Source organism: Bradyrhizobium sp. AZCC 1610 (assembly GCF_036924515.1).
In the GTDB taxonomy this organism is placed as follows: Bacteria; Pseudomonadota; Alphaproteobacteria; order Rhizobiales; family Xanthobacteraceae; genus Bradyrhizobium.
On record NZ_JAZHRR010000001.1, the window covers coordinates 486,103 to 508,177 of the forward strand.

26 protein-coding genes and 1 pseudogene are annotated in these 22,075 nt (G+C 63.5%); 19 read left to right on the forward strand and 8 right to left on the reverse strand.

Translation table 11 applies throughout. From position 1 onward, the window contains the following. The first annotated feature begins 4 nt into the window (after positions 1 to 4). The 17 genes and pseudogenes from V1279_RS02375 to V1279_RS02455 all read left to right on the forward strand — a co-directional run bounded on the left by V1279_RS02375 (position 5) and on the right by V1279_RS02455 (position 12,731). The gene (locus V1279_RS02375; RefSeq protein ID WP_334432080.1) at positions 5 to 301 is read left to right on the forward strand and encodes a nucleotidyltransferase family protein; all 297 of its coding nucleotides are present in this window, start codon (positions 5 to 7) and stop codon (positions 299 to 301) included. Positions 302 to 413: 112 nt separating this feature from the next. Continuing rightward, a complete protein-coding gene (locus V1279_RS02380; protein WP_334432081.1) occupies positions 414 to 644 on the forward strand; it encodes a HepT-like ribonuclease domain-containing protein in 231 nt (76 codons plus the stop codon). 201 nt (positions 645 to 845) lie between these two features. Then, positions 846 to 983, forward strand: a complete 138-nt coding sequence (locus V1279_RS02385) for a hypothetical protein (protein WP_334432082.1) — start codon at positions 846 to 848, stop codon at positions 981 to 983. A gap of 643 nt (positions 984 to 1,626) precedes the next feature. After that, a complete protein-coding gene (locus V1279_RS02390) occupies positions 1,627 to 1,830 on the forward strand; it encodes a hypothetical protein (protein ID WP_334432083.1) in 204 nt (67 codons plus the stop codon). 2 nt (positions 1,831 to 1,832) lie between these two features. After that, the gene (locus V1279_RS02395; protein WP_334432085.1) at positions 1,833 to 2,588 is read left to right on the forward strand and encodes a metal ABC transporter ATP-binding protein; all 756 of its coding nucleotides are present in this window, start codon (positions 1,833 to 1,835) and stop codon (positions 2,586 to 2,588) included. Beyond that, complete coding sequence (locus V1279_RS02400; protein WP_334432087.1) at positions 2,588 to 3,457, forward strand: metal ABC transporter permease; 870 nt, start codon at positions 2,588 to 2,590, stop codon at positions 3,455 to 3,457. Before V1279_RS02395 ends, V1279_RS02400 begins: the two co-directional genes overlap by 1 nt. Before the next feature lie 2 nt (positions 3,458 to 3,459). Then, the gene (locus V1279_RS02405) at positions 3,460 to 4,329 is read left to right on the forward strand and encodes a metal ABC transporter substrate-binding protein (protein WP_334432089.1); all 870 of its coding nucleotides are present in this window, start codon (positions 3,460 to 3,462) and stop codon (positions 4,327 to 4,329) included. A gap of 50 nt (positions 4,330 to 4,379) precedes the next feature. Further along, on the forward strand, positions 4,380 to 5,429 hold the full coding sequence (locus tag V1279_RS02410; protein ID WP_334432091.1) for a CobW family GTP-binding protein: 1,050 nt from the start codon (positions 4,380 to 4,382) through the stop codon (positions 5,427 to 5,429). After that, entirely contained in the window at positions 5,429 to 6,445 is a 1,017-nt protein-coding gene (locus V1279_RS02415) for a WD40 repeat domain-containing protein (protein ID WP_334432094.1), read from the forward strand. The genes V1279_RS02410 and V1279_RS02415 overlap by 1 nt, the downstream gene beginning before the upstream one ends. A gap of 86 nt (positions 6,446 to 6,531) precedes the next feature. After that, complete coding sequence (locus V1279_RS02420) at positions 6,532 to 6,867, forward strand: hypothetical protein (RefSeq protein ID WP_334432097.1); 336 nt, start codon at positions 6,532 to 6,534, stop codon at positions 6,865 to 6,867. Positions 6,868 to 7,107: 240 nt separating this feature from the next. Beyond that, positions 7,108 to 8,052 carry a dioxygenase family protein gene (locus V1279_RS02425; RefSeq protein WP_334432100.1) on the forward strand — a complete coding sequence of 315 codons (945 nt, stop codon included), beginning with the start codon at positions 7,108 to 7,110 and terminating at the stop codon, positions 8,050 to 8,052. Positions 8,053 to 8,244: 192 nt separating this feature from the next. Then, positions 8,245 to 8,823, forward strand: a pseudogene (locus V1279_RS02430) (ABC transporter substrate-binding protein); the annotation flags it as partial. Between the two features lie 61 nt (positions 8,824 to 8,884). Continuing rightward, entirely contained in the window at positions 8,885 to 9,388 is a 504-nt protein-coding gene (locus V1279_RS02435; RefSeq protein ID WP_334432103.1) for an ABC transporter substrate-binding protein, read from the forward strand. A 51-nt stretch (positions 9,389 to 9,439) separates the two neighbouring features. After that, a complete protein-coding gene (locus tag V1279_RS02440; protein ID WP_334446167.1) occupies positions 9,440 to 10,306 on the forward strand; it encodes a branched-chain amino acid ABC transporter permease in 867 nt (288 codons plus the stop codon). Beyond that, positions 10,303 to 11,268 (forward strand): branched-chain amino acid ABC transporter permease, encoded by a 966-nt coding sequence (locus tag V1279_RS02445; protein WP_334432106.1) that lies wholly within the window; start codon positions 10,303 to 10,305, stop codon positions 11,266 to 11,268. The genes V1279_RS02440 and V1279_RS02445 overlap by 4 nt, the downstream gene beginning before the upstream one ends. Beyond that, positions 11,265 to 11,912, forward strand: a complete 648-nt coding sequence (locus V1279_RS02450; RefSeq protein WP_334432108.1) for an ABC transporter ATP-binding protein — start codon at positions 11,265 to 11,267, stop codon at positions 11,910 to 11,912. The genes V1279_RS02445 and V1279_RS02450 overlap by 4 nt, the downstream gene beginning before the upstream one ends. An 81-nt stretch (positions 11,913 to 11,993) precedes the next feature. Further along, positions 11,994 to 12,731: an ABC transporter ATP-binding protein gene (locus tag V1279_RS02455; RefSeq protein ID WP_334432110.1), complete on the forward strand. Its 738-nt coding sequence runs from the start codon at positions 11,994 to 11,996 to the stop codon at positions 12,729 to 12,731. 24 nt (positions 12,732 to 12,755) lie between these two features. Here V1279_RS02455 and V1279_RS02460 read toward each other — a convergent pair whose 3' ends face one another. The 8 genes from V1279_RS02460 to V1279_RS02495 all read right to left on the reverse strand — a co-directional run bounded on the left by V1279_RS02460 (position 12,756) and on the right by V1279_RS02495 (position 19,205). Further along, entirely contained in the window at positions 12,756 to 12,977 is a 222-nt protein-coding gene (locus V1279_RS02460) for a hypothetical protein (RefSeq protein WP_334432113.1), read from the reverse strand. Between the two features lie 219 nt (positions 12,978 to 13,196). Beyond that, positions 13,197 to 14,069, reverse strand: coding sequence for a hypothetical protein (locus V1279_RS02465; protein ID WP_334432116.1), 873 nt, complete (start codon positions 14,067 to 14,069; stop codon positions 13,197 to 13,199). A 231-nt stretch (positions 14,070 to 14,300) separates the two neighbouring features. Beyond that, positions 14,301 to 15,731 (reverse strand): homospermidine synthase, encoded by a 1,431-nt coding sequence (locus V1279_RS02470; RefSeq protein WP_334432118.1) that lies wholly within the window; start codon positions 15,729 to 15,731, stop codon positions 14,301 to 14,303. Between the two features lie 40 nt (positions 15,732 to 15,771). Continuing rightward, a complete protein-coding gene (locus V1279_RS02475; RefSeq protein WP_334432122.1) occupies positions 15,772 to 16,161 on the reverse strand; it encodes a RidA family protein in 390 nt (129 codons plus the stop codon). Between the two features lie 93 nt (positions 16,162 to 16,254). After that, on the reverse strand, positions 16,255 to 16,425 hold the full coding sequence (locus V1279_RS02480; protein ID WP_334432124.1) for a hypothetical protein: 171 nt from the start codon (positions 16,423 to 16,425) through the stop codon (positions 16,255 to 16,257). 4 nt (positions 16,426 to 16,429) lie between these two features. Continuing rightward, positions 16,430 to 17,029 (reverse strand): GNAT family N-acetyltransferase, encoded by a 600-nt coding sequence (locus V1279_RS02485; protein WP_334432126.1) that lies wholly within the window; start codon positions 17,027 to 17,029, stop codon positions 16,430 to 16,432. A 120-nt stretch (positions 17,030 to 17,149) separates the two neighbouring features. After that, positions 17,150 to 18,292: a type III PLP-dependent enzyme gene (locus V1279_RS02490; RefSeq protein WP_334432128.1), complete on the reverse strand. Its 1,143-nt coding sequence runs from the start codon at positions 18,290 to 18,292 to the stop codon at positions 17,150 to 17,152. 652 nt (positions 18,293 to 18,944) lie between these two features. Then, entirely contained in the window at positions 18,945 to 19,205 is a 261-nt protein-coding gene (locus V1279_RS02495; RefSeq protein WP_334432130.1) for a hypothetical protein, read from the reverse strand. Positions 19,206 to 19,335: 130 nt separating this feature from the next. On the opposite strand from V1279_RS02495, the gene V1279_RS02500 reads away from it, so the two are divergent. After that, on the forward strand, positions 19,336 to 21,426 hold the full coding sequence (locus V1279_RS02500; protein ID WP_334432133.1) for a M3 family metallopeptidase: 2,091 nt from the start codon (positions 19,336 to 19,338) through the stop codon (positions 21,424 to 21,426). A 13-nt stretch (positions 21,427 to 21,439) separates the two neighbouring features. Next, a complete protein-coding gene (locus V1279_RS02505; RefSeq protein WP_334432136.1) occupies positions 21,440 to 22,075 on the forward strand; it encodes a DUF1007 family protein in 636 nt (211 codons plus the stop codon).

A 22,075-nucleotide genomic window follows, 5' to 3' on the forward strand; every position in this document is an offset into this window, starting at 1 on the left:
GCCCATGGACAAGCAGGACATTCTAGCCAGACTGCGCGAGCATGAAGCCGTCTTGAAAGCTCAAGGCGTCAGTCATGCTGCCTTGTTTGGCTCCCGCGCCCGCGGCGACGCCCGCCCCGACAGCGACATCGACATTCTGGTCGAAATCGCGCCGGACGTTCGGATGGATGTTTTCAAATACGTCGGTATCGTTCACAGCATCGAAGATCTTTTTCCGGTGCGCGTGGATGTGTCAAACCGGATCGCGCTCAAGTCTCATGTGAAACCGATCGCCGAGCGCGAAGCCATTTATGCGTTCTGAGTCCATCAAGCTGGCCTTGTACGACATTCGGGACAATATCCTGATCGCCGGCCAATTTGTCGACGGCTTGACCTGCGAAGAATTCGGCGAGTCACGTTTGCATCTCTAGGCCGTGACGCGGGCGCTGGAAATTATCTCGGAAGCAAGCCGCCGGTTGCCCGATGATCTGCGCGATCGGCATCCTCAACTGCCTTGGCGGTCCATCCGGGACGTTGGCAATTTTTATCGGCATCAATACGACAACGTGGCCGCGTCCTATGTCTGGGAAACGGTGACTGTACATCTTCCGCCCTTGCTTGCTGCCGTTGTCGCCGAGATCAAGGCGCTGGAAGGCGAGATATGATCTTGCGTGTGCAATTGACCGCAGAGGCGAGAAAACTACGCACGGCGGGCGCTCTGGCACGGTCCGCAAAGGGTTGGACGTCTGTTCTCGGGTGTTAGGGACCGGGTAAGTCCTCTCCAAGCCCTCCCTTGGTGCCTTCGTACCTCCGGTGGCAGCGGATCGCGGCCGGAACGCTTGCCGCACCCTCATCGTTAACAATTCATGAAAGCTGTTACCGCCGCATTTGTTGCTGTGTTCGTTTTGTGGGCCGTTGATGTCAATTTCAATGGCAGCCGTTACACCGACGCCGCCGCGCAGATGATCCGGTCGGTGGGTTCATCGATCGGCATTCGAATTTAAGGCCGCCTCGGTCGGCCGGAATTCAAGCGGCGTGTCCGGCTTCTCCCCGCCGACCTACCAAAGCCTGTGCTGCCTGGCGGGCAAATCACGCCACCGCTTGGTCCAGTATCCGGCGCGAAAATATTCCCCTTTTGTTCTCATGCAAATCAGTTCATCCATACGGCGTCCCACCCGACAAGAGGGGCGGCTCGCGATCGTCACGAAACGCGCGGTGGGATGCGGTGGACGCGGAAGCCAAGACTGACGAGGCTGGCATGACGCGTACGGCGAAGTCGTGTGGTTCGGGCGCCGCGGTGCTGGCGCTAAGTCCAAGAGAAGCGAGGCTTCTCGGGGGCGACGGAGGCAAGAAAGCCGTTCTCCGGGAAGAGCGCGAAGTAAGCCGTAAAGCCATTGCGCAGGGAAGGCCGGAATGCTCCCGCTGCCCTGTATGCTCGTGTGCACTTTTGTTTGCGCAAATCGCACGCGAGACCGCGGGTGCAGCAAGCACCCGGTCTTCCCTGCGCCCTCTGTTCTCGATGAGGGCAAACGAAAATCAAACCTCGGGCGAACGCGTCGCGAGATCGCGAAGGCGTGTCTGTCGTAGGATCTAAACCTGTCCGGCCACCACGTGGACTCCCGTAATGTTATAATGTAACATTTTTCCATGCCTCACGACCATTCCCACCCCGGCCATCACCATGGCCCCGGCCATCACCACGGCCACGCCCATTCCCATGGCCCGGCGACGCCGCATCCGGCGCAGGCCGCTCCCTGGTCGATCCTGCGCATGACGGTTGCCGCCCGGCTCGGCGCGGCGCTGTTGGTCAGTGCCGGCCTCTGGGTTGTCGTGCTGGTGGCGATGAGGTGAGCATGGCTGCGCAGATAAAATTCCACAACGTCACGCTCGGCTATGACCGGCACCCGGCCGTGCATCACCTCAAGGGCGAGGTCGCGGCCGGTGCGCTGGTGGCGGTGATCGGGCCGAACGGCGCCGGCAAGTCGACGCTGTTTCGCGGGCTCGCCGGCATCTTGAAGCCGCTGTCGGGATCGATCGATCTCGGCGGGCTCGATATCCGCGACATCGCCTATCTGCCGCAGACCGCGGACATCGACCGAACCTTTCCGATTTCGGTGTTCGATCTGGTCGGCACGGGGCTGTGGCGCAGGACAGGATTTTTCGGCGGCATGGGCAAGGCCGAGCGCGACAAGATCACGCGGGCGCTTGCCGCCGTCGGCCTCAACGGATTTGAGAACCGTTCGATCGGCACGCTGTCCGGCGGCCAGATGCAGCGCATGCTGTTCGCGCGCGTGCTGCTGCAGGACGCGCGCCTTATCGTGCTCGACGAGCCGTTCAACGCCATCGACACGAAAACATCGGCCGATCTGCTGGCGCTGGTGAAGCGCTGGCACGGCGAGGGCCGCACCGTGCTGGCGGCGCTGCACGACATGGAGCTGGTGCGTGACCATTTTCCGGAAACGCTGCTGCTCGCGCGCGGACCCGTGGCCTGGGGCCCGACCGCAGAGGTGCTGACCGCGGAAAACCTGATGGTCGCCTTGCGGATGTGCGAGGCGTTCGACGACACCGCCGCCGCCTGCGCGGACGATATGCCGTCACGGGCCGCCTGATGCTGTACGACGCGCTGATCGCGCCCTTCACCGAATTCGAGTTCATGCGCCGCGCGCTCGCCGCCGTGATCGCGCTTGCGCTGGGGGCGGCGCCGATCGGCGTGTTCCTGATGCTGCGCCGGATGAGCCTGGTCGGCGACGCCATGGCGCATGCGATCCTGCCCGGAGCCGCGATCGGCTTCCTCGTCTCCGGCATCAACTTGTTCGCGATGACGACGGGCGGACTGATCGCAGGCTTTACGGTTGCGATCCTCGCCGGCGTGGTGGCGCGCAATACGGAGCTGAAGGAGGACGCTTCACTTGCGACCTTCTATCTGGTGTCGCTCGCGCTCGGCGTCACCATCGTTTCCATCAAGGGCACCAATATCGACCTGCTGCACGTGTTGTTCGGCAACATCCTGGCGATGGACGACCAGACGCTGCTGGTGATCGCCTTCAACGCCACCATCACGCTGCTGGTGATGGCGGTGATCTTTCGGCCGCTGGTGATCGAATGCGTCGATCCGGTTTTCCTGAGCACCGTCAGCCGCGCCGGTGCGCCCGCACATCTGGCGTTCCTGGCGCTGGTCGTCATCAACCTCGTCAACGGCTTTCACGCGCTCGGCACGCTGCTCGGGGTCGGCCTGATGATCCTGCCGGCCGGCATCGCGCGGTTCTGGTCGCGCGAGATCACCGGTATGATCTGCATCGCGGTCGCGAGCGCCATCCTGTCGGGCTATGCCGGGCTGGTGCTGTCGTTCCAGACTCGCATCCCCTCCGGTCCTGCAATCATTCTGATCGCGGCAGTGCTCTATGTAGTGTCGCTGCTGTTCGGCAGTGTCAGCGGCCTGGTCCGGCAGATGTTCCCCGGCCGTCACCTCGAGGCGTAGTCATGATCCGGTTCTGGCTCATCATTCTCACCCTGATCGCGGCTGTTGACCCGGCCCGCGCCGCGGATCGCCTCAACGTCGTCGCCAGCTTCTCGATCCTCGGCGATTTCGTCCGTAACGTGGGGGGCGAGTACATCAGCGTCACGACGCTGGTCGGGCCCGACGGCGATACACATGTCTACATGCCGGCACCGGCGGACGTCAAAAGGGTCGCGGACGCGAAGATCGTTTTCGTCAATGGGCTTGGCCTGGAAGGTTGGCTGTCGCGGCTGGTGAAGTCCGCCGGCAGCAAGGCTACCATCGTGACCGCGACATCGGGCATTACCCCGCTCAAGCTCGGCTCGGGCGCCGATCCCCACGCCTGGCAATCGGTGGCCAATGCGAAGGTCTATGTCACCAATATTCGCGACGCGTTGGCGGCGGCCGATCCCGCTAATGCCGAGGTCTACAAATCGAATGCCGGCGCTTATCTGGCGCAACTGGACGCGCTGGACCGCGAGGTGCGCGAAGCGGTTGCACAAATTCCGCCAAGCCGCCGCAAGGTGATCTCCACCCACGACGCCTTCGGCTATTTTGCCGCCGCCTATGGCGTTGAATTCATCGCGCCTGTCGGTGTCTCGACCGAATCCGAGGCGAGCGCCCGCGATGTGGCCCGGATTATCACCCAAATCAGGGCCACTAACATACCGGCCGTTTTCATGGAAAATGTCAGCGACACCAGGTTGATCCGCCGGATCTCGGCCGAGACCGGCGCCAAGGTCGGCGGAACGCTCTATTCGGACAGCCTGACGGCCGAAAAGGGCGATTCTCCCACTTACATTGCAATGGTCAGGCACAATATAAAGACCCTGACCAGCGCGCTGAGCCCATAGGGCAGGGGCCTCCCTGCTTGCCGGTGCGCGACCATTCCGCCGGAGCGATTATGTCTGAACCTTCGTCCCAAAAAATTCCAGTGACCGTGCTGACGGGCTATCTCGGCGCCGGCAAGACCACGCTGCTCAACCGCATCCTGTCGGAAAACCACGGCAAGAAATACGCCGTCATCGTCAACGAATTCGGCGAGATCGGCATCGACAACGACCTCATCATCGGCGCGGATGAGGAAGTGTTCGAGATGAACAATGGCTGCGTCTGCTGCACCGTGCGCGGCGACCTCGTTCGCATTCTCGACGGCTTGATGAAGCGCAAGGGCAAGTTCGACGCCATCATCGTCGAGACGACAGGCCTCGCCGATCCGGCCCCGGTGGCGCAGACCTTCTTCGTCGACGAAGACGTGCAGAAGAACGCCCGGCTCGACGCGGTCGTAACGGTGGCCGACGCCAAATGGCTGAGCGACCGTCTGAAGGATGCGCCGGAGGCCAAGAACCAGATCGCGTTTGCGGACGTGATCGTGCTCAACAAGACGGACCTCGTCTCCAAGGCCGAATTGGCCGAAGTCGAAGCCCGCATCCGTGGCATCAACCCTTACGCAAAACTGCATCGCACCGAGCGTTGCAAGGTCGCCCTGTCGGACGTGCTGGAGCGCGGCGCGTTCGATCTCGATCGCATCCTCGAGATCGAGCCGGAATTCCTCGACGCCGGCGACGGTCACGATCATCACCATGACCATGACCATCATCACGGTCACCATGATCACGGGCACAGCCATGGCGGGCTGAAGCACTACCACGACGAGGACATGCAATCGCTGTCGCTGCGGTCGGACAAGCCGCTCGACCCGACCATATTCATGCCGTGGCTACAAAACCTCGTCGCCACCGAGGGCCAGAAGATTTTGCGCTCCAAAGGCATCCTCGCCTTCACCGACGACGACGACCGCTACGTATTCCAGGGCGTGCACATGATGCTGGAAGGCGATCACCAGCGGAAGTGGAAGGACGGCGAGGCGCGCGAAAGCCGCGTCGTCTTCATCGGCCGCGAGTTGCCGCAGCAGTTGATCCGCGACGGTTTTGAAAGCTGTATCGTCACGTGATGAAAGAGTTTGATCCAGGCGAGGCGCCCTCCATCGCTTCCATCACCGACCAGGTGCGGGCGTTGCCGGTCGGCATGCCCGCCACGTCGATCTACTTCCTCGGCGATACCGCGGTGTTTGTCGGCGTCGAGGAAAACGCGGCGGTGGTGAACGAAGCGGGCGAAGTTTCGAAAGTCGCCATCCATGGCGGCGCCGTCCTGTGCGCGGCGTCCGATGGCAAGCGTATCGTCAGCGGCGGCGATGACGGCAAGGTCGTCACGCTGAACGCAAAAGGTGAGACGTCGGTGCTCGCGACCGATGCAAAACGGCGCTGGATCGACAATGTCGCGCTGCATCCCGAAGGCGCGGTGGCGTGGTCGGCGGGCAAGACCGCGTTTGTCCGCAGCGGCAAGGGCGAGGAGAAGGCCTTTGATGCGCCCTCGACGGTCGGCGGCCTGGCATTCGCGCCGAAGGGCCTGCGCGTGGCGGTTGCCCATTACAATGGCGTGACGCTGTGGTTTCCCAACATGGCCGCGAAGCCGGAATTTCTCGAATGGGCCGGCTCGCACCTTGCCGTCACTTTCAGCCCCGACAACAAATTTCTGGTCACTGCCATGCATGAACCCGCGCTGCACGGCTGGCGGCTTGCCGATAACAGGCACATGCGAATGAGCGGCTATCCCGGCCGCGTCCGCTCGATGTCGTGGAGCGCAGGCGGCAAGGGGCTCGCCACCTCGGGCGCCGATAGCGTGATCATCTGGCCGTTCGCCAGCAAGGACGGGCCGATGGGCAAGGAGCCGGCGATGCTGGCGCCGCTGCAGGCGCGCGTCTCCATGGTTGCCTGTCATCCGAAGCAGGACATCATGGCCGCAGGCTACAGCGATGGCACCGTGCTGATCGTTCGGCTCGAGGACGGCGCGGAAATTTTGGTGCGCCGCAATGGCAGCGAGCCGGTTTCGGCGCTGGCCTGGAATGCGAAGGGCACGCTGCTGGCCTTCGGCACCGAGGATGGCGACGCCGGGATGTTGGAATTCTAGGCGCCCTCGGACGAGCCCAGGTTCCCTACGGAACCATGCGCCTTGCCGGCCGTTGACCTCGCGAACAATTTCGTGGGTTGAATGACATGCCTGCCGATGACGACAAGCGCGAATACCGACGGGATATGCTGCTCGCGTCCGCGCTGATCGTGGCCGGGCTGGCCATCTCAGTGCTTGCGCTGACCGCGCTCAACTCCCGCGACCCCCAGCATATCGCGCAGGCGACACCGCCTACGCAATCGACGCCGGGCGCGGAAACGAAGCCGCCCGCACCATCCGAACCGGGCACGACCGGCCAAAGGCCGTCAGACGTTCCGCCGCAACCGGCCCGGCCCGACCCGGACGCGCAGAAGCGGGGCGCTGAGCCCGCGCTGCCGCCGGCGCCGGCAGAGAAGGTTGCGCCGCCGGTCCGCGAGAAATGATCCCACGTTCGCCGCCCTGATTGTGCAGTCGCAAAATCGTGGGCTGGTAGAAATCCGTGGCGCGCGCGCCTTGACGCACGATTGTGCAGCCATGCGACCCCGATTCCCTCGTATCAATTTGTATGAGGGGGTGCAGGCGGCGCCTCCGGACGCCTTGTGTTGATCCCCAACAAGCGGTTAGGCTTGCTGCAATAACGGCCGGCGGGTCGAATTAGCGCCGGCAGCTTCAGGGAGTGATGCATGCGTGAGTTAACGCCTGAAACGATCACGGACGCCGTGCTCGACCAGATGGCGACAACGCCGGACCCGCGCCTGAAGGAGATCATGGCGTCGGCGGTCAAGCACCTCCATGCCTTCGCCCGCGAGGTCAATCTGACGCCGGCGGAATGGATCAAAGGCATCGAATTCATGACCGCCGCCGGCAAGATGTGTTCGCCGGAGCGGCAGGAATTCATCCTGCTTTCCGACACGCTCGGCCTCTCCGCGCTCGTCAACGGCCTGCACGACGCCACCGCGCTGGAGGAAGCCACCCACACCAGCCTGCTCGGCCCATTTTACCGCGAGGCCACGCCGACCTTGGCGGCTGGCAGTTCGATCGCCAAAAACCCGCAGCCGGGCAGCGAATGCGTGCTTTACGGCCGCGTCACCGATGCCACCGGCAAGCCGGTCGCGGGCGCCACCGTCTCGATCTGGCAGACCGGTGCCGACGGTCTCTACGACATTCAGGCCAGCGCGACATCGATCGATTATCGCGGCGTGTTCGCAACCGATGCCGATGGTCTCTATGTGCTGCGCACCGTGAAACCACTCGGATATTCGATTCCGATGGACGGGCCGGTCGGCGCCATGGTGAAGGCGCAGGAGCGGCATGGCATGCGGCCGGCGCATATTCACTTCCTGGTCGGCGCATCAGGCTATCGCGAACTAGTCACCGCGCTCTATCTGCGCGACGATCCGCATCTGGCTGACGATGTCGTATTCGGTTCGTCGGGCGATCTCGCCGTCGACGTGGCGGCAAACGATCCGGACTGCCCGATCAAGGGGATGCCGAGCATCCGGTTCGACATGCGGCTGTCGCGCGAAAGTGCGGCCGACAAGACCAGCGGGCGCGTAGGCGCCGATCCGTCGGCGATCATGAAACGATCGGCCAAAAATGAACCCGCTCCGGCAGGGGCTGCCGAATAGTCTCAGCCTGACAGAATCCATTCGCAACAGCCGGGCAAAGATCCGGCGGAACCAGAATGACAACGGAAAACGGCACATAAGGGGGAAGCAATGAAACGCAGGACATTTCTCGGCGGGGCGATGGCGGTTGCGGTGCTTGGACAGGGTTCGAGCGCTCATGCCCAGCAGCCGCCGATCAAGATCGGCATGTCGATGCCGCAAACCGGCGGTCTTGCCGGCGGCGGCAAGGCTTCGTTGCTCGGTATCGAAATCTGGCGCGACGACATCAATGCCAAGGGCGGCCTGCTCGGCCGCAAGGTCGAACTGGTCGTCTATGACGACAAGTCGAGCGCATCAGAGACGCCGGCGATCTACGCGAAGCTCGTGGATGTCGACAAGGTCGACCTCCTGTTCGCGCCTTACGCGACGGTGCCGACCGCGCCGATCATGCCGTTCGTCAAGCAGCGCGGCCTGCTGCTGATGGGGAATTTCTCGTTCCAGGTGAACAGCAAGGTCGGCCACGACATGTGGTTCAACAATGCGCCCTGGGGGCCGGCCGACAGTTGGGCGGCCTCGTTCCTCGATCTGGCGCAGAAGGCCGGCGGCAAGAGCATGGCGCTGCTCACCGCGGATCAGGAATTCGCCCAGAACCTCGCGCTGACCGCACGCGACGTCGCCAAGAAGCGCAACATCCCGGTTGTGTTCGATCAGTCCTATCCGCCGAACACGGTGGAATTCGCCTCCATCATCCGCGCGCTCAAGGCCGCCAAGCCCGATATCGTCTATGTCGCGTCGTATCCGCCCGACTCGGCCGGCATCCTGCGTGCCGTGAACGAGATCGGGATCGGCGATGATGTCAACGATTTTCGGCGGCGGCATGGTCGGCCTGCAATTTGCCGCCGTCATGTCCAACCTCGGCTCGCTGCTCAACGGCGTCGTGAACTACAATACCTGGCTGCCGGAAAAGAGCATGTATTTCGACGGCACCAAGGAATTTTTCGACAAGTACACAAAGCGTGCCATCGAGGCCAAGGTCGATCCGCTCGGCTATTATCTGGCGCCGTTCGGCTATGCGATGGGACAGATGATCGAGGCGGCGGTCGGTGCGACCAAGTCGCTCGACCAGAAGGCTATCGCCAAATATCTGCGCGAGAACGAGCACAAGACCATCGTCGGGCCGATGGCGTTTTCGGCGGATGGCGAGCGCAAGGAAACGGCGACGCTACAGGCGCAGTTCCGGGGCGTGAAGGACAAGGACATCGAACAGTTCCGGTCGTCCGGCAAGCAGGTGATCCTGTTCCCGGAAAAGCTGAAGACTGGAAATCTCATCAGTCCCTTCGAGGCGGCCCGAAACTAGGCCTCGTGGCTTTTCCGGCCCGGAGCCAAGGGGGGACCTGACGTGTTTTCGATGGACCTGCTGCTTGGAGCAGTGGTGCTTGGGGTGCTGCTCGGCTGCTTCTATGCAGCCGTCAGCGTCGGGTTGTCCGTCTCGTTCGGACTGCTCGACGTTCCCCATGTCGCGCATCCGGCGTTCCTGGTGCTCGCGTCCTACGGCGTGTACCAGCTCAACGAAAGCTACGACGTCGATCCGTTGCTGGCGGGGCTCGCGCTCACGCCGCTGTTTTTCGTGTTCGGCTTGCTCGCCTACCGCGTTTATTACGAGACCTTCGAGCGGCGCGGCAGCGACGCCGGCGTCCGCGGCATCGCGTTTTTTTTCGGCATCGCCTTCATCATCGAGGTGCTGATCATCCTGCAGTTCGGCGTTGACCAGCGCTCGGTCTCGGCGACCTATATCGGCAAGTCCTGGCGGTTCGGCGAGTTTCGGATACCGATCCGGCAGCTCGTTGCGTTCGCGGTCGCTCTGGCGCTGACGGTGCTGCTGGCGGTGTATCTGTCGAAAACCTTCATGGGCCGTGCGATCCGAGCGGTCGCGCAGGACGAGGAGGCGCTGCGGCTGATGGGCGCCAATCCGGTCCGCATCAAGCAATTTGCCTTTGGCATCGCCACCGCCGTGCTCGGGATCGCCGGTGCGCTCTTGATCATCGTGGCGCCGGTGGAGCCGACGCTCGACCGCGCCTATATCGGGCGTACCTTCTGCGTCGTGGTCATGGCCGGGCTCGGCAGCATCAGCGGCACCCTGATCGCCGCCATTATCCTCGGCGTCGCCGAATCGATCGTGCTGACGATGTTCGGCGCCTCCTGGGCGCCTGCGATCTCGTTCGCGATGCTGCTCGGCGTGCTCGCCGTGCGTCCGCAAGGTCTGCTCGGCCGATGACGAAGCACCGCAACAGCATCGCGTTCTGGGCCGGCGTGGTCGTCTTCCTCGTCGCCGTACTGTCGATGACCCAGATCGTCCGCAACGAGTATCCGTTTTTTGCTGGCTACGTCATCCTGCAATTCATCGCGCTCGCGGTCGCCTGGAGCATCCTCGGCGGCTATGCCGGTTACGTCAATTTCGGCACCAACGCCTTTTTCGGGGTCGGCGTCTACACGGCAGTGGCCCTGTTCAAGGCGACGGGGGCTCCGCTCGTGGTGCAGATCGCAGCCGCCGCGGTCGTCGGCATGACGCTCGGCTTTGGCGTTGGCCTCCTGACCCTGCGGATGCGCGGCATCTTTTTCTCGATCGCGACGATTGCGCTGGCGATCATCATCGAGACCTTTGTGATGAACTGGCGGTTCGTCGGCGGTGCGGCCGGCATCCAGTTGCAGCGGCCGCCGGTGATGGCGCCGTTCGACAGTTACGTGAAGATGCTGTTTTTTGTGCAGGCGCTCTTGGTAGTCATTGCCGTTTCGATCGCGCGCTACATCCAGAACTCCCGGATCGGCCGCGGCCTGCAGGCGCTAAGGGACGACGAACTCGCCGCCGAATGCACGGGCGTGCCGACCCTGAAGCTGAAACTGGTCGCCTGCATGATATCGGGCGCGCTGATTTCCGCGGCCGGGGCGCCTGCCGCCATGTACCTGCAATATGCCGATCCGTCCTCGGCGTTCAACCTGAGCTACTCGGTGTCGGCGCTTGCGATGGCGCTGATCGGCGGAACCGCGCACTGGATCGGCCCGGTGCTCGGCGCCATCCTGCTCGGCTCGACGCAACAGCTTCTCGCCGTGACCATCTCCTCGGAAGTCAACGTGCTGGTGCTCGGCATCATGCTGGTGCTGTTCGTGGTCGGCGCGCCCAAGGGCATCATCGGGCTGCTGCGGCCGCGCTATCGTCTGCGCGCGGGAGGCAAGCCATGACGGTGACAGCCGCGCCTGACGCGCCTTTGCTGCAAGTCGGAACCCTTACCAAGACCTTCGGCGGGTTCACCGCGCTCGACAATATCAGCGTCGACATAAGGAAAGGCGAACGGTTCGGCCTGATCGGGCCGAACGGCTCGGGCAAGACCACGCTGATCAACTGCATTTCCGGGGCGTTGCGTCCGCAGGTCGGCAGCGTGGTGTTCTGCGGCGAGGACATTACCCAACTGCCGCCGCATCTGCGCGCGCGCCGTGGCATCGCCCGCAGCTTCCAGATTCCGCGACCGTTCAAGAGCATGACGGTGCTGGGAAACCTCATGGTCGGGCTCGACTTTGCTACCGTCGGTTCGAGCCTGCCGGAGGAAGACGTCGCAATGTCGATCCTGACGCGGATGGGACTTGCCGCCAAGGCCGGTGCGTCGACCGATACGCTGAGCCAGGTGGAATTGCGCAAGATGGAGCTCGCGCGCGCGATGGCGGTGCGGCCGAAACTTTTGATTTCGGACGAAGCGATGGCGGGACTTTCCTCTTCCGAGGTCGATGAGGTGCTCGATCTCCTGATCAGCCTCGGCGAGGAGGACATCACCATCATCATGATCGAGCACATCATGCAGGCGGTGATGCGCGTTTTTCCGAACGGGTGATGTGCCTCGACGCGGGGAAAATCATCGCGATCGGCGCACCGGCCGAGGTGATGGCCAACAAGCGGGTGCAGGAGGCCTACCTTGGCACTTAGCCTTGCCATCGAGGGCCTCGATGCCGGCTACGGCGCCGTCAAGGCGCTGCGCGGCGTGACGCTCCATGTCGAGGCCGGCGAGACGGTTGCGCTGCTCGGCACCAACGGCAACGGCAAGAGCACGCTGATGAAGTGCATCATGGGCCTGGTCCGCCCGGATCGCGGCCGGCTGTCGTTGACGATCGACGGCAAGGCGCACGACCTCACCAAACTTTCGGCGGAAGAGATCGTCGATCTCGGCGTGGCGCTGGTGCCGGAGGGACGGCGGCTATTCCCCAAGCTGACGGTCGTGGAAAATCTGATGCTGGGCGCTTTCCGCAAGGCCGCTCGCAGCGCCATCGATCGCAATCTGGCGCTGGCCTATGAGACGTTTCCCGCGTTGAAGGAGCGCCGCAGCCAGCTCGCCGGCACCTTGTCCGGCGGACAGCAGCAGATGCTCGCGATTGCGCGTGCGCTGATGTCCTCGCCGCGCCTGCTATTGATCGACGAACCCTCGGTCGGCCTGTCGCCGCTGCTGGTGTCGCAGACCATCGCCAAGATCGGCGAACTCAAGCAGCGCGTCGGTCTGACCGTGCTGATGGCGGAGCAGAATTTCAACCAGGCGATCCGGATCGCCGACCGCGGCTACATCATCGTCCACGGCGAGATCGCGGTGGCGGCGCAGTCGGTCGACGAGTTGAAGGCCAACGACATCGTCAAGCGGCTCTATCTCGGCGGCGTCGTCTGACGGCAAGGTGCCGCCGGCGTGCGATCAAATCGCACCCTTGAGAGTGCAGGCGGTTGAGCAGGTCGTCATCACTCCGCGCTCGCAGGCGATGCACACCGCGATGCACTGCTTCTTGTCCTTGGGGTTGTACTGGCTGTACAGCTTGCGGGCGCAGTCTCCGACCGAGCCCGTAACGTCGTTGTTGCTTTCAGGCGTGCATGCGGCTAGCGCAGCGGCCGACAGGACGATGGCAATAATGACGCGCATGTTGGTCGCCCCAACCGGGAGCCCTCGCTCAAAAAACTGCGGTGACGGCCTTGGGCCGTCGCAGAAAATTACCCCTCAGGGTCGCGCGATTGGATTAATCGAGAGTTACGAGGGGTCGGGTTTTCGTGCGTAGTTCTACGCCCGGAATCGCGCCGCCTGCTGTGCACTGCAGCAGGAACCGCTGGGCGGCTGCCGCTCTACGCGGCTACGCGTACTCGGTTACTTCTTGAGATTCCTGAAGGGCTCAAACGCGTCCTTGCCGGACCCCAGATTTTCGTAGACCGACGCGGATTTGTTCATCAGGTCGTAGGTCTGGTCCTGGGCTGCTCCGGTGCGATCTTTCTGGAAGGTCGACACGAGCACGATCGTAGTCAAGTAGTTCCCGAAAGCGGCCTGCTCGGCCGCGAACAGGTTTTTGAGACGCGCGTCGCGGGAAAAGAACTCGGACAGCGTCTTCTTGATACCGTCGTCCTGCGCCGCCAGCGATTGCAGCGACCAGATCGCCGTCCCCAGTGTCATGACCCGAAGGAATTTGGTTTGGTCCGCCTTGCAGCCGTATTTGGTGCAGGCGACCTTGATCATGACGCTGTCGCGTCCCTTCGGCGCGAGGCCGGGACCGAATTTGCTCATCATGAAGCCGACGCGCAAGCCGTCACTGACCATGCCGTCGTCGGCGCCGGAATAATTGTCGAGAATTCGCTGGATATGCGCCGTGTTGCCGGATGCCATGTAAGCGCCGATCAGCAGGTCATTGTCGGCCGGCGTGGAGGACGGCGTCACGGCGTCCAGCGGCGGCATCCGCGCCGCCCGCAATCTGTCCGACAGGCTGGAAAGATTGTTGGCGGCGGCAAACTTCTGCGCCTCGTCGGGCAAGCCCGCCCTGTACAGGCTGATGACGTCCACCGACTTCATGTAGTCCGAGGGCTCGGCCTTGAGGAGGCGCTCGCGCTCCTGCGGGGAGGTCCTGAAGAGTTCGGCGAGAAAGCCGGTGATGGTGTTGGGGTCGGCCCGCCCGCTTGCGGCCGTTTGCCGGAGCTGCGCCAGCGTATCGTCGACGCAGGCCGCCGACTTGCTGCGGTAGTAGCTCGCCATGCATCGTTCCCCGGCGGTGAGAGCTGCGCCGGGACATAGCGATGAGATCATCAGGGCGATTGCTACGCCAGCAGTTCTCAGCTTCGCGGAGCAGGCTGCGTTTGAATTTCGGCTCATTATCACCGGCGCGGCTGTCAGGGTGTCACGTTGTGGTTGTGCACCCTATCAGCCTCACCTCGATTTCGACAATGGCCGGTGCATCACCTCTCTGGCTGCGCCGTGCCGGCGCGGTTACCGCACCAGGATGTTCCTGAACTGCCAGGGATCTGACGTGTCGATGTCTTCCGGGAACAGGCCCGGCCGGTCCGACAGCGGCGTCCAGTCGGTGTAATAGCCTTTCACCGGGCCGAGATAGGGCTTCTGGATTTCGAGGCAGCGGCGGAAATCCAACTCGTCGGCCTCGACGATGCCGGCTTCGGGGTTTTCCAGCGCCCACACCATGCCGGCCAGCACGGCGGAGGACACCTGCATGCCGGTGGCGTTCTGGTAGGGGCAGATGCGGCGGGTTTCCTCGATCGAGAGCTGCGAGCCGTACCAATAGGCGTTCTTGCCGTGGCCGTAGAGCAGCACGCCGAGTTCGTCGATGCCGTCCTCGATCTCGTTCTCGTCCAGAATGTGCCACTTCGGCTGCATCTTGCCGGTGGCGCCAAAAATCTCGTGCAGCGACAGCACGGCGTCGTTGGCCGGATGATAGGCGTAGTGACAGGTCGGGCGGTAGACCACCTTCGCGCCGTCGCGCACGGTGAAGTAGTCCGCGATCGAGATCGACTCGTTGTGGGTGACGAGGAAGCCATATTGCGCGCCGGGCGTCGGGCACCAGGAGCGGACGCGGGTGTTGGCACCGGGCTGCAGGAGGTAGATGGCAGCGCCACAGCCCTCGGTGTGCTGGCGACCGTTATCAGGCATCCATTTCTCATGGGTGCCCCAGCCGAGTTCGGCCGGCTGCATGCCCTCGGAGACGAAGCCTTCGACTGACCAGGTGTTGACGAACACGTTCATCGGCTTCGGCTTCTTCGAACGCTGGGTGTCGCGCTCGGCGATATGAATGCCCTTGATGCCGAGCTTGTGCGCGAGCTGGCCCCAGCCTTCACGGCTCTTCGGTTCGTTGACCTCAACGCCCGTATCGCGGGCGATATCGAGCAGCGCCTGCTTGACGAACCACGACACCATGCCGGGATTGGCGCCGCAGGTGGAGACCGCGGTGGTGCCGCCCGGGCTCTTGTGCTTGGCCGCCAGCAGCGTCTCGCGCAGCGCGTAGTTCGAGCGCTTCTCCGGGCCGATGTTCTTGTCGAAATAGAAGCCGAGCCACGGCTCCACGACGGTGTCGATGTAGAGCGCGCCGATCTCGCGGCACAAGGTCATGATGTCGACGGACGAGGTATCGACCGACAGGTTGACGCAAAAGCCCTGGCCGCCGCCTGCGGTGAGCAGTGGCACCAGCACCTCGCGGTAGTTCTCGCGGGTGATACCCTGCTTGATGAAACGCACGCCGTGCTGCTTGGCGAGCTCGCCATCCTCATGCGGATCGATGATGACGAAGCGCGACTTGTCATAGTCAAAGTGACGTTCGATCAGAGGCAGCGTGCCCTTGCCGATCGAGCCGAAGCCGATCATGACGATGGGGCCGGAAATTTTCGCGTGGGTCTGCGCAGGCGGGTTCATTAGTGGGGTCTCCGGAAAACGGTGTCAGTGTTGGATGGGATCAGGGGGTGCGGCGCTTCGCGGTCACTTCGATCTCGACCTTCATCTCGGGCTTGTAGAGCCCCGCGACGACGAGGAGCGTTGTGGCCGGGCGGATCTCGCCGAACGCTTCGCCGCAGACCGCGAAGAACGCGTCCGCATCCGCGAGGTCAGTGATGTAATAGGTCGCGCGGACGATATCGGCCATCGCGAAGCCGCCTTCCTTCAGCGCAGCCTCTATGTTCCTAAAGCAGTTACGTGCCTGGCTTGTGACATCGGCCGGAATGACCATGGTCGTGTAGTCGTAGCCGGTGGTGCCGGCGACGAAGGCGAAATCGCCGTCGATGACGGCGCGGCTGTAGCCGGCGATCTTTTCGAAAGGCGAGCCGGTGGAGATCAGGCGACGGGGCATCGGAACCTCGATCGTGGAAGGAATGGGCATGATCCGGGGCGGGTTTGGCGCGGTTTAAGGGCTTTTCGCCTGCGCGCGCAACCCCTCGCGGGGCTACCTGGATGGCCTGGCAACATCGGAGGCCGGGGGTGCGGAGCCGCCCCAGCGGCGCACGAGGATGTCTCGCACGATCATGACCGAGATCATGATCAGGAGCACCGTGGTGATGACGCTGCGCAAGCGCGGGCGCGCGCCGCCGCCTGGCTCGGAAAGGCTCTCCGGCATGGCATCAAGCCACGCGCGGCACGAGCAGCGCCTTCCTGACGCGGCCTGCCTTGGGCTTAGGCAGCGGCGCGCCGGTCGCGGCGATCAAACCCCAGGCGCCGTCGAGCGCACCTTCGCTAAGTTCGACGCCGAGTAGCCGGTCGCGCTCGAACGCACCCGGTAGCCGCAGCTCGCCGGTCTTGGCGGCTGAGAAGCCGAAGCGGGCGTAATAGGGCGCGTCGCCCAGCAGGATTACCGCGCGATGGCCACGCGCCTTCGCCGCCGCGAGCGCATGGTCCATCAGCGCAGCCCCGACGCCGAACTGGCGGGAGGATGCCTCCACTGCCAGCGGGCCGAGCATGAGCGCCGGGATGCCCCCGGCGCTGACGTGCCACAACTGCACGGACCCGACCACCCGGCCCTGGCGCACGGCCGACAAGGCAAGGCCTTCGGCAGGCGCGCGTCCGTCGCGCAGGCGCTGGCAGGTGCGCGTATGGCGACTTGCGCCAAAGCAGGCATCCAGCAGCGCCTCGCGCGCAGCGACGTCCGAGGCTCGCTCCGCACGGATCGCGAACGGAGCGGCATCGGGGGTGAGGGCAGTGGTGGTCTTCCGCAAAGCAGTCATGGCACGTCAGTCCCCGCTTCCACGGCAAGGTGAGCCGCGCGAAGCGTTGTCAGAAAATCGGCAAATGAGGGGAGGGAGCCGGCGCACCGGCTCCCGATTAGTCGAGCCTCTCACGAGGCTTCAGATGTGGTAAGTCCGCAGCGGCGGGATGCCGTTGAACGCCACCGCCGAGTAGGTCGACGTATAGGCCCCGGTGCCTTCGATCAGCAGCTTGTCGCCGATCTCGAGCGTCACCGGAAGCGGATACGGCAACTTCTCGTACAGCACGTCGGCGCTATCGCAGGTCGGCCCCGCGAGCACGCACGGCGTCATCTCCGCGCCGTCATGCGGCGTGCGGATAGCGTAGCGGATCGACTCATCCATCGTCTCGGCGAGGCCGCCGAACTTGCCGATGTCGAGATACACCCAGCGCACCTCGTCCTCGTCGCTCTTCCTGGAGATCAGGACGACTTCGGTCTCGATGACGCCGGCATTTCCGACCATGCCGCGGCCCGGCTCGATGATGGTCTCCGGGATCTGGTTGCCGAAATGCTTGCGCAGCGCACGGAAGATCGATCGGCCGTATTGCAGGACCGGAGGAACGTCCTTGAGGTACTTGGTCGGGAAGCCGCCGCCCATGTTGACCATGGACAGGTTGATCCCGCGCTCGGCGCAGTCCCGGAACACCGTCGAGGCCATCGCCAGCGCACGGTCCCACGCCTTCACCTTGCGCTGCTGCGAGCCGACATGGAACGAGATGCCACACGGCTCCAGGCCCAGACGCTTGGCGAGGTCGAGCACCTCGACCGCCATCTCCGGGTCGCAGCCGAACTTGCGCGACAGCGGCCATTCGGCGCCTGCGCAGTCATAGAGAATGCGGCAGAACACTTTTGCACCGGGGGCGGCTCGCGCGATCTTCTCGACTTCGGCGGCGCAGTCGACCGCGAACAGGCGAATGCCGAGCGCGAAGGCGCGCGCGATGTCGCGCTCCTTCTTGATCGTGTTGCCATAGGAGACGCGGTCCGGCGTCGCACCGGCAGCCAGCGCCATTTCGATTTCGGCGACGGTTGCGGTGTCGAAGCAGGAGCCCATGGAGGCGAGCAGCGACAGCACTTCCGGCGCCGGGTTCGCCTTCACGGCATAGAACACACGGCTGTCCGGCAGCGCCTTGGCAAAGGTCTGGTAATTGTCGCGCACGACTTCGAGGTCGACCACGAGGCACGGCTCGGTGTCATGGCCCTCGCTGCGGCGGTTACGCAGGAATTCCTGAATACGTTCGGTCATAGCACCCTCCAAACGGCCCAGCGACGGGACCCGTTCAAATTTTGATCTCGGACATGAGTGCTTCGGCGTTGTCGCACGATGGAGACGCGACAAGGCCTTGAACTCAGACCGAATTGTGCTGCCGTGGATTGGTCGGGAATCTTCCCGCCCGCACACCTGGCAATGAAGGACAAGCCTTTTCAGTAGCCCGCGCCGGCGTTGGAATGCCGGTAGAGACCAAAAAAGCCCGATCCGTCGTTGCTTTAAGTCGCGTCCCCCGTTGAGAGCGGGGTGCGCCGGTTCGCCTCCGGCTGCCAGTCACGGTTGCAAAGGATGGAGAGACCTTCAACGGCATCTCTTGAGAGAGATGCTGGCCGCTTATGGAGCGACCCTCGGTTCTTCCATCCCTTGGCGGCTGTCCGGCCTCTTGTCCGGATACCTACCGACTGACACACGACCACAGGCACGTGCGAAATTGGGCAAGGCAGGAAATAAGACTTTTGATTTCGCTTCGCAACAATTTTTTTAGGCTGGGGACAAATTTCCCCGACGAGTGCTTACAAATTCGTTCTCAGCGCGCGCCGCCGATGAACAAGCATGAACGGACGTTAAGATTTCTGCAAGATGCGTGAGTGCTTCAGCGCCTGTGCCGCAGCGCTTTCTTGAACGCGCGTCAGGCGCGCCTGAAGAACGGTTCGATGCGTTGCGCGGCGCGGATGAACGCCACCATGATCAGCACGCCGATCCCGAACAGCACCGCCTGCAGGATGTGAGCGCTGGTGTCGTCGAGGCCGAACAGGATCGCGAGCGCCCAGCCGCCGGCAAAGGCCGCGCCGAACACTTCGGCGCCGATCAGGATCGCCGCCGAGATGACGGTGACGACGCTTGGCCAGGCGACGGCGCGGGAGGAGGTGGAAGCGGGCTGTGGGCTCATGGAAAAAGGTCCTGTTCAAGGGGCGCAATCTCTCCGAAAAGGCCCCATCTATCAAGCGCAAAAGGCCCAAAAATGCCGCATCGCGTGATATAGATTGCCGCATGTTTTCAAGGAAAAGACGGGAATTGTGATGTCAGAAACCCTGCAGACGGCGGCCGCTCCGGAAGCTGGAGCAAATCCGCTGCTCAAGCCGTGGCAGACGCCGTTCGAGACGCCGCCTTTTGCCGAGATCGAGCCGGAGCACTTCCTGCCCGCCTTCGAGCAGGCCTTTGCCGACCATGCCGCCGAGATCGCGGCGATCACCCATGATCCCTCGGTGCCGGACTTCGCCAACACCGTTACGGCGCTGGAACGCTCCGGCAAGCTGCTCTCCAAGGTCGCAGCCGTGTTCTACGACCTGGTCTCGGCGCACTCCAATCCGGCGATTCTCGAGATCGACAAGGAAGTCTCCTTGCGGATGGCGCGGCACTGGAACCCGATCATGATGAATGCGGTGCTGTTCGGCCGCATCGCGATGCTGCACGAGAAGCGCGCCACGCTCGGCCTGACCGGCGAACAGATGCGGCTGCTGGAGCGTACCTACACCAATTTCCACCGCGCCGGCGCCGGCCTCGACGAGGTCGCCAAGAAGCGCCGGGCCGAGATCAACGAGCGGCTGGCCCAGCTCGGCACCTCGTTCAGCCACCATCTGCTCGGCGACGAGCAGGACTGGTTCATGGAGCTCGGCGAGGACGACCGCGCCGGCCTTCCCGAGGCCTTCGTGGCCGCGGCCAAGGCGGCTGCGGAAGAGCGGGGCATGGCCGGCAAGGCGATCGTGACGCTGTCGCGCTCCTCGGTCGAGCCGTTCCTGAAGAGTTCCTCCCGCCGCGACCTGCGCGAGAAGGTCTTCAAGGCCTTCACCGCGCGCGGCGACAATGGCAACGCCAACGACAACAACGCCACCATCGTGGAAATCCTCGCGCTCCGCGAGGAGGCGGCCAAGATCATGGGCTTTCCGACCTATGCCGCCTACCGGCTGGAGGATTCCATGGCCAAGACGCCGGAGGCGGTGCGCAGCCTGCTGGAGCGGGTCTGGAAACCTGCCCGGGCGCGAGCGCTCGCCGACCGCGACGCCCTGCAGGCGCTGATCGCGGAGGAGGGCGGCAATTTTGCGCTCGCCCCGTGGGACTGGCGCTACTACGCCGAGATCCTGCGGCAGCGCCGCGCCAATTTCGACGACGCTGCGATCAAGCCCTATCTGGTGCTTGACCACATGATCGAGGCCGCCTTCGATTGCGCCACCCGGCTGTTCGGGATCACCTTCTCGGAGCGGAAAGACATCCCGGTCTGGCATCCGGACGTCCGGGTCTGGGAGGTCAAGGACGCCGACGGCAAGCACAAGGCGCTGTTCTATGGCGATTACTTCGCCAGGTCCTCGAAGCGCTCCGGCGCCTGGATGACCTCGCTGCGCGACCAGCAGAAGCTCGACGTCGAGATCGCCCCGCTCATCATCAACGTCTGCAACTTCGCCAGGGGCGCCGACGGCGAGCCGTCGCTGTTGTCGCCCGACGATGCGCGTACGCTATTCCATGAGTTCGGCCATGGCCTGCACGGCCTGCTGTCCAACGTGACCTATCCCTCGCTGTCGGGGACATCGGTGTTCACCGACTTCGTCGAATTGCCCTCGCAGCTCTACGAGCACTGGCAGGAGCAGCCGCAGGTGCTGCGGCAGTTCGCAAAGCACTACCAGACCGGCGAGCCGCTGCCGGACGACCTGCTGCAGCGTTTCCTCGCCGCCCGCAAGTTCAATCAGGGTTTTGCCACCGTGGAGTTCGTATCCTCGGCGCTGATCGACCTGGAGTTCCATACCCAGCCTGCCGAGGCCAGCCGCGACGTTGCAGCGTTCGAGAAGGCGGAACTGGAAAAGATCGGCATGCCCGCGGAAATCGCGCTGCGGCACCGGCCCACACAATTCGGTCATATCTTTTCCGGCGATCATTATGCATCCGGCTATTATAGCTATATGTGGTCCGAAGTGATGGATGCCGACGCGTTCGGCGCCTTCGAGGAGGCCGGCGACATCTTCGATCCAGCGGTGGCAAAGCGCCTGCATGACGACATCTATTCGTCGGGCGGCTCACGCGAGCCCGAGGAGGCCTATGTCGCCTTCCGCGGTCGCGAGCCGGAGGCCGATGCGTTGTTGCGCCGGCGGGGACTGCTCGAAACAACACCGGCGGCCTGAGGTGATATCAACCATGCGCGGATTGCTCGGTCTGCTCCTGCTCATCGGCGGCGTCGCGTTCGGCGCCGCTGTGGCGCATGCACATCCTCATGTCTGGATCGAGGCCAAGAGCGAGGTGGTCTACGCGCCCGACGGATCGATGACGGGGGTGCGTCACGCCTGGACTTTCGATGAGATGTTCACAACCTACGCGCTGCAGGGCATCACGACCAAGACCAAGGGCGTCTACAGCCGCGAGGAACTGGCGCCGCTGGCGCAGACCAATGTCGAGTCGCTGAAGGAGTTCGCCTACTTCACCTTCGCCAAGGCCGACGGCAAGAAGACGAAATTCGAGGAACCGACCGACTACTTCCTCGAATACAAGGACAGCGCACTGACGCTGCATTTCGTTCTGCCGCTGAAGGCGCCGGTGACGCCGAAACAGCTCGCACTGGAAGTGTTCGATCCCTCCTACTTCATCGACTTCAAATTCGACGACAAGGATCCGATCAAGCTGGTCGGCGCGCCCGCCGCCTGCAAGATCCAGTTCCAGCGGCCGAATGACGAGACCGCCAACACCCAGCGCCTGAACGAGCAGAACTTCATGAACGGCGACAATTCCAATTACGGCGCGATGTTTGCCAACAAGATCACGGTGAATTGCCCGTGA